This is a genomic window from Paenibacillus sp. S-12 (assembly GCF_030363895.1).
GTDB classification, from domain to species: Bacteria; Bacillota; Bacilli; order Paenibacillales; family Paenibacillaceae; genus Paenibacillus_B; species Paenibacillus_B alvei.
On sequence record NZ_JASIUF010000005.1, the window covers coordinates 456,485 to 468,085 of the forward strand.

The window sequence follows — 11,601 nt, forward strand, 5'->3', positions numbered from 1 at the left end:
GAGTAACAAGCGAATCCAAAATCGGTTATGCGTAGGCAAGGGCTGGCTGCAAAAATGATGCGGCTGGCCCTTTTACATAGGCAGAATGGGCAATCATTTCTTAGTATTTTGGTGGAATTTCTGAGTTTTTTCAAAAAAGGCGGAATAAAATAGGCGATTTTACTTGATGAACCGCGGTTTCTTGATAGAATGTTTACTAAGCGAGTTACCACTATACACAGAGGATTCACCAACGATGGGAGATTGGGGTGCGAGACAGGATGAAGAACTTTCGGGAAGCACTGCGCGAGCAGATCATAATTGGCGATGGTGCAATGGGGACGTATTTGTATCAACTTGGGTATCCTGTAGGCATCTCATATGAAATACTGAATGTTAGTGATCCGGATGTTGTCCGCAATATCCATAAGCAGTATGTGGATGCAGGTGCGCAATTGCTTGAGACGAATACATTTACTGCGAATCGTGAGAAGCTGTATAGACATGGCAAAGAGCATCTTGTAAAGGATATTAATAGAGCGGCTGTCCGTCTTGCTCGCGAAGCGGCAGAGGATCGTGCTTATGTCATAGGTGCGCTGGGCTCTATTCGAGCAGGGAAACGCGAGAATGTCCATACGAATCAAGTCATTCGGGATTATCATGAACAGTTGTCCGCCATGCTGGAAGAAGGCGTTGACGGGATTATGTTCGAGACATTTTATGATCTGGAGGAGATGCGTCTCGCCCTGCAAGTTGTGCGCGAGCTGGATCATGATGTTCCTGTTATATGCCAGTTTGCCGTGGAAGAATCTCGGAGAACGAAGGACGGGAAAAGCTTGCTTGAGGCCTTCCGCGTCCTGCGAGATGATGGCGCCGATGTAGTTGGCCTGAACTGCCACATGGGTCCAAATGGCGTGCTGCGCGCACTGGAAGGTGTCCAAGGACGTATTGACCTGCCGCTGTCCGCATTTCCGAATGCGGGTCTCCCTGATTATGTCGATGGCCGCTACAATTTCGTGGCTACTGCAGAATATATGGCGCAGAGCGCGGTTCAGTTCGTACAGATGGGTGCCCGGATTATCGGCGGCTGCTGCGGAACAACGCCTGAGCATGTAGCAGCCATTGTAGAAGCGCTGCATGACGTGGAGGTTCCGGAGCTTCCTGTACAACCCGCGGAAAGCATTGGCATCGAAGAGGAAGCGGAATCCTTGCACTGGCCTGACGGTGCTGCTTGCTTCGACGGCTGCGGGCATGGGCATGATGCAGAAGAATCGATAGTCGACATGGTACGATCCCGCCATACGGTCATTGTAGAGCTGGATCCGCCTCGCGATCTGGATATATCGAAGTTCATGAAGGGTGCGCAAATATTGAAAGAGGCGGGGGTTGATGCTCTTACTTTGGCGGACAATTCGCTTGCCGTTACAAGAATGAGCAATATGGCACTCGGCTATATGGCACTTGATAAAATCGGAATTCGCCCGCTTGTCCATATTGCATGTCGAGATCGCAATCTCATCGGAACCCAATCTCACATGATGGGGCTGCATGCCTTAGGTATTGACCATGTGCTCGCCGTAACCGGAGATCCTGCCCGATTCGGAGATCTTCCCGATTCGAGCTCGGTGTACGACATGACTTCCTTCGAGATCATACGGATGATCAAACAATTAAATAGCGGTTTGGCATTCTCGGGCAAGCCGTTGAAGCAGAAGGCAAACTTTGTCGTTGGGGGCGCCTTCAATCCGAATGTGAAGCATCTGGATAAGGCAATTGCTCGATTAGAACGGAAAGTCGAGGCAGGCGCGGATTATATTATGACGCAGCCCGTGTATGATGTTGGTTTGATCGAACGGATAGCAGAGGGAACGAAACATCTCGATGTTCCTGTATTTATCGGAATTATGCCGCTGGCTAGCGGACGGAATGCAGAGTATCTTCACAATGAGGTTCCTGGCATTCAATTGTCTGATGATGTACGCACAAGAATGAACGGATTAGAAGGGGAAGCAGGACGGAAGGAAGGCGTTGCTATCGCGAAGGAGCTGTTGGATGTCGCGCTTACCCATTTTAAGGGCATCTACTTCATGACGCCGTTCATGTTCTATGAAATGACGGCTGAATTGACCCAGTATGTATGGGAAAAAGCGGAACGCCAAGCAGACCCCTTGTATCGTCTGACATAATCAATTAAAATAGGGTAATGGATGTGGTGCCCGTGGTCTATAGTATGACTGGTTACGGTCAATCTAACCGCGAGATTGGCGGTTATAAGATAACGTTTGAAGCGAAATCTGTCAACCATCGATACTGCGAAGCTGTGCTTCGCTTGCCGAAGGAGTGGACATGCTATGAGGATCGCCTTCGGCGCATCGTTCAGCAGAAGGTTAGCCGCGGCCGAATCGATGTGTATATCAATAAGGAGCAGAATGGTGAAGTCAAGTCGGTAGTAGAATTGAACCGGCATACGCTCGAGGCGTATCTTCAGGCTTCTGCAATAGTTCAAAGTGAGTATGGTGTAGCGGGAGATTTGTCGGTTACCGACATGCTCTCGCTTCCTGATTTGTTTACGGTTAGAGAGTTAACCTCTTGGTCGGAGGAGGAGCTTGCTGCTTCTCTGGAATCAGGATTGCTGGAAGCAATGGACGGATTGTGCAAGATGCGCGCCATGGAAGGCAGCCACCTCAACCGAGATTTGGCGGAACGACTGAGCCGGTTGGAATTGCTTCATATGGAACTCACAGAATGGGCTCCGGTCGTTGTGACCGATTATCGAGCGAAACTGAAACAACGTATCGAACAACTGTTGGATGCCAGCTTTCCATTTGATGAACATAAGTTCGCAATGGAAGTGGCGCTGTTTGCGGAACGCTCTAACATTGATGAAGAATTGACGCGGCTGAAGAGCCATTTCGAACAGTTTAGACGACTGCTCGGAAGTAATGAAGCGATAGGACGCAAGCTTGATTTTCTTGTACAAGAAATGAACCGCGAAACGAACACCATCGGCTCCAAGGCAAATCATTTGGAAATAACGAACCGCGTCGTGGAAATGAAAGCGGAGCTGGAGAAAATTCGCGAACAAGCAGCGAATATTGAATAATTTTAGGAGCGCTCGAAAGTAGAGGGAGGACCTGTAATGGCGATTAAGCTAATTAATATCGGTTTTGGTAATATCGTATCTGCCAACCGTATCATTTCGATTGTGAGTCCGGAATCGGCTCCAATTAAACGAATCATTCAAGAGGCTCGAGACCGTCATATGCTTATAGACGCTACATATGGTCGGCGTACGCGTGCTGTAATTATCACGGACAGCGATCATGTCATATTGTCCGCAGTACAGCCTGAAACGGTAGCTCACCGTCTATCTACAAAGGATGACGACAACGACGAATAAGATGGAGACGAAGATGAAGAAGGGGTTATTAATCGTGCTATCCGGCCCGTCTGGCGTCGGCAAAGGCACAGTATGCAAAGCTTTATTGAAGAAGACCAACGATCTTACCTACTCCGTGTCTGCAACGACACGCAAGCCGCGTGCTGGCGAAGTAGACGGGGTTAACTATTTCTTTAAATCACGCGAGGAATTCATGCAGATGATTGAGGAAGATCGCCTGCTTGAATATGCGGAATACGTGGGCAATTATTACGGAACGCCTTGCGACTTCGTGGAACAGAAGTTGGCCGAAGGCCGGGATGTAATTTTGGAAATCGAAGTGCAGGGCGCAATGAAGGTGAAGGAGAAGTTCCCGAATGGAATATTCATCTTCTTGCTTCCTCCGTCGCTCGACGAGCTGAAGGATCGCATTCGCGGACGCGGCACAGAGCAGGAGCATGTTATCGATTCCCGCATGAACGTAGCTGTTGAAGAGATTGCGTTAATGGAGAACTACGATTATGCAGTCGTGAATGATGAGATTGATCTTGCATGCAAGCGTATAGAGAGCATCATCATTGCCGAACATTGTAAGATTAAGACTAATGAATAAACTGCAGCAAGGCGCACTTTCAATAGGAAGTGTGCCTTGTCACGGTTGCTAGAAGAGAGCAGCTTCTAAAGCGCAGATAGACGGCATATATTGTCTGCTGGATGTTTGTCAGAAGCGAGGATATGAAAAAAAGGAGTGCTGAACCATGCTTTATCCTTCCATTGATGAATTGATGAAAAAGGTTGACAGTAAATATTCTTTAGTAGTTGCCGCTTCTCGTCGCGCACGCCAGTTGCGTGAGGGCGGACGTACAGAGTTGAAAAACCCGAAATCCCATAAACAAGTGGGCGTAGCCTTGGAAGAAATTTATGGCGATTATATTCACACAGAGCAAGACCATAGCCAACTTCAGCCAGGTGAATAAGCACTGTAGTGCAATGAGCTGAACGCTAGATAATAAACTAAGTTAGATAACTGGCGGTGCACGCAGCACGGAAATTCATACATGTATGAAAATGGATAACAACCGCAAGGTTGTTATTTTTTTCAACGTGAGGGAACGAGGTGCTGCTGTGTGAGCAATCATTCCTAAAAGAAATTTAACGTTCAGAGACTATGTTGACCGGATGAATTGTGTGGCGGTCACGAACGATCAGCGACGAAAGCCGCATCGGCTGAACGGAAAGGCGGGTTACAATGTTGCAAGGGAAAACGATAGTGCTCGGAGTTACTGGAGGCATTGCCGCTTATAAAGCTGCTGCCTTATGCAGCAAGCTTAAGCAAGAAGGCGCAGAGGTTCACGTCATTATGACGAAATCTGCTACGGAGTTTATAACGGAATTAACTTTCCAAACCTTATCTCGTCAGCTTGTATATACAGATACATTTGATGAGAGGGATGCCTCGGTTGTATCGCATATTGACTTGGCGGATCGGGCGGATTTGGTTCTGGTTGCGCCGGCAACGGCAAATGTAATTGGAAAGATGGCACATGGACTTGCTGATGATATGCTGACAACAACGCTGCTTGCTACAACAGCGCCTGTCATTGTTGCGCCAGCGATGAACGTACATATGTATACCCATCCTGCTGTTCAGAACAATATGTCGATTTTGCGCGAACGCGGGGTACAGTTCATCGAACCGGAAGAGGGCCTTCTTGCTTGCGGCTATACGGGCAAGGGAAGAATGGCGGAGCCTGAGCATATCATTGAACAGCTCAAGCAGTGGATGGCTTCTAATGCGCTTTCCGTTGAATCTAGCTTGAATAGCTCGACAGTAAGCGCAGCCTTGAATCGTTTAGGTGGAACGCCAGAAGCTGCAGCACAAGAAGAACAACTGCTGTATGGCAAAAAGGTACTCGTTACAGCTGGTGGAACGGTTGAACGCATTGATCCTGTTCGCTATATTACGAATGATTCATCCGGCAAAATGGGATTTTCGATTGCGGAGGCAGCTCGAAATATGGGAGCTCAGGTTATCGTGGTTGCAGGCCAAACACAGGTATGCCCGCCTGATGGAGTAACGCTTGTCCGTGTGGAATCTGCACAGGATATGTACGAGGCAGTGATGAGCCGCTACCCCGAAATCGATCTTGTCGTAAAAACGGCTGCGGTAGCAGATTATCGCCCTGTTAATCGGGCGCCACAGAAGTTGAAAAAGACAGGGGAGCGCCTTGTTATTGAATTGGAACGGAATCCAGATATTTTAGAAGAGCTTGGGCGTCAAAAATCGAAACAATTCCTCGTTGGGTTCGCTGCCGAAACGGAGCATGTTGATCAGCATGCTGCAGACAAGCTTCGCCGCAAACGGCTTGATCTCATTGTAGCAAACGATGTATCTCGCTCTGAAGGTGGATTTGGATCTGATAATAATGAGGTATCGATCTATGACGCGGAAGGTCTCGTAGAACGGGTTCCGCTCATGGCGAAGAGCGGGGTTGCCAAGCGGATATTGCAGCTTGCTGCGTCAAGAATGAATGATCCGGTAAGAGCACAGGCACGCACTGAAGAGGTGCATCCGATTGAGTAGCGGACATGACTGGATGTCTGAACATCAACCATTGTTCCAAACGGTGGGAGATACGATCTTGGGTGAAGGATCTCACAGCTCTGTGGCTCAGGTCATTGTTGATGTGCCCAGCAAGGCAACGAATCGTCCATTTGATTATGCAATTCCTCAGGAGATGAAGGCTTGGCTGGAAATCGGCAGCAGGGTCGGAGTTCCCTTTGGCGGACGAACTGTGCAGGGATTTGTCATCGGGCTCTCAGATATGACGGACGTGCCGATTTCAAGACTGAAGCCAATCCAGCAGCTGCTTGACATTGTTCCTCCGCTGCTTCCTGATTTGGTCCAGCTCGCACAGTGGATGAGTGATCGCTATGTATGCACCCTAACGGCAGCGCTGCAGGTTATGATCCCAGGAGCAATGAAGGGCAAGCGGGAGAAAGCCGTACAGCTTGGTGAGGATGCGGTGCTGTACATGCATCATGCACGGCTGCATGAAGATCATTCAAACGTAGACATGCAGCTTCCTGATCAGCTTGCGCTGATGCCGCATAAGCTGCTGGCCGACAGCTTAACCCCTAAATTGCTTGCCTATGTGGAGCGGCATGAGCCGATTGCGGCTGATAAGCTGCTGCAAGCTTTTCCAGATGCTGCTGCTCTGATCAAAGAGGCGCTGCAGCATGGTTGGCTAGTGGAGACAGAGCGCATTAAAGATCGAATCGGTGTGAAGAAGCTGAAGCGAGTGAGTCTGGCTGTCGATCCGGAACAGGCTGAACAAGCGGCTGTGGAAATTGGCTCTCGTGCCCGCCGCCAGCAGGAATTGCTTTACCAGCTTCTTGAATTCGGCGGAGAACTTCCGCTTCGCTCGCTCAATGCTTCTGCGGTTAAAGCTCTGGAAGGCAAAGGCCTGGTAGTCGTCGATGAGGTTGAGGTTCTGCGTGATCCATATGCAGACCGGCGCTTCAAGCCTACGCAGCCCCTGGCTCTAACAGAAGAGCAGCAGGGCGTTCTGAGCCGAATTACGGAAGTGCTGGATAAGGAGTATGCACAGACATTTCTTCTGCACGGCGTTACGGGGAGCGGCAAGACAGAAGTTTATTTGCAGGCGATCGATCGTTGTCTGCGTTCTGGAAGACAAGCTATCGTATTAGTACCGGAAATATCTCTGACGCCCCAGATGGTGGAGCGCTTTAAGGGCCGATTTGGCTCGAAGGTGGCTGTCATGCACAGTCGCCTATCTCAAGGGGAGCGTTATGATGAATGGAGGAAAATTCGAGAACGGCGCGTACAGGTTGCGATTGGCGCCCGTTCGGCGGTATTTGCCCCATTTGAGCATATCGGTCTCATCATTATGGACGAAGAGCATGAAACCTCTTATAAGCAAGAAGAAACACCGAAGTATCATGCCCGTGACGTTGCCATAGAGCGGGCGCGGCTGCATGGGGCTGTTGTTGTGCTCGGTTCGGCGACGCCCTCCATGGAGACGTATTATGCGGCCAAGCTTCATGGGTATGAAGTCCCGCCGTCAGGACTTGAGCCGCCTGCTTGGGATTTGGCTCCGCTGGCCATGCCGACGCGCGTCGGCGGAAGAGAGCTTCCTCCCGTGACAATCGTTGATATGCGCGAGCAATTGAAGATTGGCAATCGTTCTATGTTCAGCGCTCCGCTGGAAAAGGCGCTGGAGGAGCGGATAGAGCGGGGGGAACAGACTGTTCTGCTGTTGAATCGCCGTGGTTACTCCACGTTTGTCATGTGTCGAACATGCGGATATGTTGCTCAATGTCCAGAATGCGATATTTCATTAACTTATCATATGAAGTCAGGGCATATGCGCTGTCATTACTGCGGTTACGCGGAACGAGCGCCGGTTATCTGCCCCTCTTGTGAAAGCGAGCATATACGTTATTTCGGAACCGGAACGCAGCGCGTGGAAGAGCAGCTTGCCAAGCGCTTTCCAGGCATCCGTGTCATTCGGATGGATGTCGACACGACGACGGAGAAGGGCTCGCATGAACGTCTGCTTGCCCAGTTCGGCGAACGAAAAGCAGACGTACTGCTTGGGACGCAAATGGTCGCGAAAGGACTTGATTTTCCATATGTGACATTGGTAGGCGTTATCGCTGCGGATTCTGCACTGCATATGCCGGACTTCCGCGCTGCAGAGAAGACGTTCCAGCTTCTTACGCAAGTTGCAGGTCGTGCAGGGAGACATCAACTTCCAGGTGAAGTGGTTGTACAGACTTATGCTCCGGAGCATTACTCGATTATCCATGCTGCGCAGCATGATTACGCTGCGTTCGCTTCGGAAGAGCTTAGGCATCGGCGGCAGCAAATGGTTCCCCCATTTTGCCGATTAGCCCTTCTCTCTATGACCCATGAACAGCTGCCGCTGCTGGTGCGCGTCGCAGAAAATGCTGCACACAGGCTGAAGGAGTTGGCTGAGCAGCGGGGATGGCTCCATGCACAAAATGGATCGGGTAACGCGATTGAGATTTTGGGGCCCGTTGCTTCTCCGATCCCGCGTATTAAAAATCGCTATCGATTCCAATGCATTATCAAGAGCAAGGGGGAGGCGGATTTGTCCTCCTTGATGGCGGAAGCGATGAAGGAGTTCGACACGGTATCTAAAGAACAAGATGTATGGTTCAATGTGGATATCGATCCGCAAATGATGATGTAGGGATTCATATAAAGAATGGGTTATTACCATATGCGGTGAATAAATTACAAAATAACGATAAAAAGGATGGTGTGCCCTATGGCATTGCGTATTATTGTACATGAACCGGATGAGGTTCTACATCAAGTAGCAAAGGAAGTCCCTAAAATTACTCCAAACATTCAGAAGCTGCTGACAGACATGGCAGACACGATGTACCACGCGGAGGGAGTTGGGCTTGCAGCACCTCAGATCGGTATCTTGAAGCGTGTCATTGTTGTAGATGTCGGCGATGAACATGGCTTGATCGGGATGGTTAACCCTGTTATCCTGTCTGCTGAAGGAGAGCAGCTTGGGCCGGAGGGCTGTTTAAGCATCCCGGGAATTAATGGTGATGTGCGCCGCCATCAAAAAATCACGGTAAAAGGGCTTGATCGCAATGGGCGCGAAATTACTATCGAAGCTGAAGATTTCTTGGCGCGTGCATTCCAGCATGAGATTGACCATTTGAACGGTGTATTGTTTACCGAAATTGCAGAACGGGTATATGAGGTGCCCCGCGAAGGCAGGGAATAAGCGATGACAAAGATAGTATTTATGGGGACGCCTGAGTTCGCTGTTCCTTGCTTGGAGAATTTGCTGAAGGAAGGGTATGAAGTTGCAGCAGTAGTAACTCAGCCGGATCGTCCGGTAGGTCGCAAGCGTATACTGACGCCTACGCCGGTCAAGGCTGCTGCGCTGGAACATGGGATTACCGTATGGCAGCCAGAGAAACTTCGTACCTCCACCACGATTGAGGATATTCGCGCATTGGAACCAGATTTGATTGTAACCGCGGCTTACGGTCAGATTCTGCCAAAGTCGGTGCTTGAAATTCCTCGTCTTGGCTGTATTAATGTTCACGGCTCTCTACTCCCGAAGTATCGGGGGGGAGCGCCGATTCAGCGTTCGATTATGAACGGCGAGTCGGTGACTGGCGTAACGATTATGTATATGGCAGAAGGCATGGACACGGGCGATATGATTCGGCCGATCGAGGTTCCGATTACGGATGAGGATAATGCGGGCACGATGTTCCAGAAGCTAAGTGCTGCCGGAGCCCAGCTTCTTATTGATACATTGCCGGATTTGATTGCAGGCCGAATCCAGGCAGTTCCGCAGCCTCATGAGGAAGCAACTTATGCACCTAACTTGAAACGCGAGGATGAGAAGATCGATTGGTCGCGTTCTGCGCGTGATATTTTCAATCAGGTTCGCGGCCTTGTGCCATTCTCTGGCGGATTTACGTTGTGGAACGATGAGGTGTTCAAGGTGTGGGCATGTGAGGCGCCGAGTATGTCTGAAGCTGCTGTGTCCAAAGGAGTGCATGAACCTGGGACAGTGCTAACATTGAGTCCGCGAGGCATAGAGGTTCAGGCAGGTGCAGGCACACTGTGGCTGACAGAGGTGCAGCCTGCCGGCAAGAAGGCAATGGCTGCTAGTGAATTCGTTCGTGGCGGCAAGATGGTGCAAGGGACGGTGCTGAAGTGAGCGAGCAGCATTCAGGGGGCGCGAAGAAGCGTAAGACAGCGCGCGATGTTGCGCTAGAGGTACTCGTTCAAGTCGAGAAGGAGCATTCTTACAGCAATTTGCAATTGAATCAAGCACTCCAGGAAGCGAACCTTGCGCGTGTTGATGCAGGTCTTGCAACTGAGCTTGTATATGGAACGATACAACGTTTGAACACGATAGATGGTGTTTTGGAGCAGAAGGTGCAGCGCGGCTTAGCCAAGCTGAAGCCGTGGATGCGCAATCTGCTCCGAATGACGGCCTATCAATTGCATTATCTGGATCGCATCCCTGCCCATGCCGCGATTAATGAGGCGGTTACGATTGCAAAGCGCCGAGGCGGCCAGTCGATGGGCGGCTTCGCCAATGGTGTCTTGCGGGCGATCATGCGCGAGCCGCAATTATGGGAAACTCCTGCTGGCTCAGATCCAGTCTCTCGTATCGTATGGGAACATTCGCATCCGGCTTGGCTAGTCTCTAACTGGGTTAAGGCTTACGGGGAAGAAGAGACAGCTGCGATGTGCGAGTCGAACAATCGTCCGCCGCACGGAAGTGCACGCGTGAATGCACTGCGAACGAATCGAGAGAAGCTGCTTGTCGACATGAGAGCGGAAGGCTTAAATGTAATGCCTTCCTCACTCTCCAAGGACGGCATTGTGGCTGAGGGCGCCGGTAATCTGGCGTTAAGCCAATGGTATCGCAATGGTGAGTTGTCTGTTCAGGATGAGAGCTCGATGCTTGTCGTTGAGGCGCTTCGGCCAGAGGCTGGCATGCGAGTGCTGGACTGCTGTGCTGCACCTGGAGGCAAGACGACACATATTGCGGAGCGAATGGGCAATAAAGGGGAAGTTGTGGCTAATGATGTCCATGCCCATAAGGTGGCGCTTATCGCGGATCAGGCTGAACGCTTGGGTTTGACATCCGTAGCTACGATGAATGTAGATGCATCCATTCTAGGCCGTGAGCTGCCTGTTGGCAGCTTCGATGCAGTTCTGCTCGATGCGCCCTGCACAGGCTTTGGCGTCATTAGACGCAAGCCGGATATTAAGTGGGCCAAGCGTCCTGAGGACGTAGCATCTATCGCATCCCTTCAAGCTGAGCTGCTTGATCAGGCAGCTCAATTGGTTCGTCCAGGCGGCCGCCTTGTATATTCAACTTGTACGGTTGAACGAGCGGAAAATGAGGATGTGGTTCGCCGCTTCCTGGCATACGCTGCCGAAGAAGGATGGGAACTGGATGATACGTGGAAGCAGGCTCTCCCTGCGGAGCCTCTCGCTGCGGCGCTGAAGCGCAGCCCGGCAGGTATGCTGCAGGTGCTGCCGCATGATGCGGAATCGGATGGATTCTTCATCGCATGCCTGAAGAAGCGAAAGTAAGCGGGGATCGTGTGAATCGCATTAAGACGATAATACCTGCACAGGGTGTGAAGCATAAGCCGCAACGCTCAAGACAAGGCTTCTTGAACGTTGCGGCTTT

General features: G+C 50.6%; 10 protein-coding genes. All 10 read left to right on the top strand.

Annotation, left to right across the window (positions count from 1 at the left end; all coding sequences use genetic code 11):
• Window positions 1-260 precede the first annotated feature (260 nt).
• The 10 genes from NO352_RS04875 to rsmB all read left to right on the top strand — a co-directional run bounded on the left by NO352_RS04875 (window position 261) and on the right by rsmB (window position 11,501).
• Window positions 261-2,165 carry a bifunctional homocysteine S-methyltransferase/methylenetetrahydrofolate reductase gene (locus NO352_RS04875; RefSeq protein ID WP_289355011.1) on the top strand — a complete coding sequence of 635 codons (1,905 nt, stop codon included), beginning with the start codon at window positions 261-263 and terminating at the stop codon, window positions 2,163-2,165.
• Window positions 2,166-2,197: 32 nt separating this feature from the next.
• Window positions 2,198-3,082 (top strand): YicC/YloC family endoribonuclease, encoded by an 885-nt coding sequence (locus NO352_RS04880; RefSeq protein WP_005548243.1) that lies wholly within the window; start codon window positions 2,198-2,200, stop codon window positions 3,080-3,082.
• Between the two features lie 36 nt (window positions 3,083-3,118).
• Complete coding sequence (remA, locus tag NO352_RS04885) at window positions 3,119-3,379, top strand: extracellular matrix/biofilm regulator RemA (RefSeq protein ID WP_005548256.1); 261 nt, start codon at window positions 3,119-3,121, stop codon at window positions 3,377-3,379.
• A 13-nt stretch (window positions 3,380-3,392) separates the two neighbouring features.
• Window positions 3,393-3,971 (top strand): guanylate kinase, encoded by a 579-nt coding sequence (gene gmk / locus NO352_RS04890; protein WP_005548258.1) that lies wholly within the window; start codon window positions 3,393-3,395, stop codon window positions 3,969-3,971.
• Window positions 3,972-4,116: 145 nt separating this feature from the next.
• The gene (gene rpoZ / locus NO352_RS04895; protein WP_065290281.1) at window positions 4,117-4,335 is read left to right on the top strand and encodes a DNA-directed RNA polymerase subunit omega; all 219 of its coding nucleotides are present in this window, start codon (window positions 4,117-4,119) and stop codon (window positions 4,333-4,335) included.
• Between the two features lie 272 nt (window positions 4,336-4,607).
• The gene (coaBC, locus tag NO352_RS04900; protein ID WP_289355013.1) at window positions 4,608-5,942 is read left to right on the top strand and encodes a bifunctional phosphopantothenoylcysteine decarboxylase/phosphopantothenate--cysteine ligase CoaBC; all 1,335 of its coding nucleotides are present in this window, start codon (window positions 4,608-4,610) and stop codon (window positions 5,940-5,942) included.
• A 13-nt stretch (window positions 5,943-5,955) separates the two neighbouring features.
• Window positions 5,956-8,598: a primosomal protein N' gene (gene priA / locus NO352_RS04905; protein ID WP_289355174.1), complete on the top strand. Its 2,643-nt coding sequence runs from the start codon at window positions 5,956-5,958 to the stop codon at window positions 8,596-8,598.
• Between the two features lie 78 nt (window positions 8,599-8,676).
• Complete coding sequence (def, locus tag NO352_RS04910) at window positions 8,677-9,153, top strand: peptide deformylase (RefSeq protein ID WP_005548264.1); 477 nt, start codon at window positions 8,677-8,679, stop codon at window positions 9,151-9,153.
• Window positions 9,154-9,156: 3 nt separating this feature from the next.
• Window positions 9,157-10,107, top strand: coding sequence for a methionyl-tRNA formyltransferase (gene fmt, locus NO352_RS04915; RefSeq protein WP_005548265.1), 951 nt, complete (start codon window positions 9,157-9,159; stop codon window positions 10,105-10,107).
• Entirely contained in the window at window positions 10,104-11,501 is a 1,398-nt protein-coding gene (gene rsmB, locus NO352_RS04920; protein ID WP_005548267.1) for a 16S rRNA (cytosine(967)-C(5))-methyltransferase RsmB, read from the top strand. Before fmt ends, rsmB begins: the two co-directional genes overlap by 4 nt.
• The last annotated feature ends 100 nt before the right edge of the window (window positions 11,502-11,601 follow it).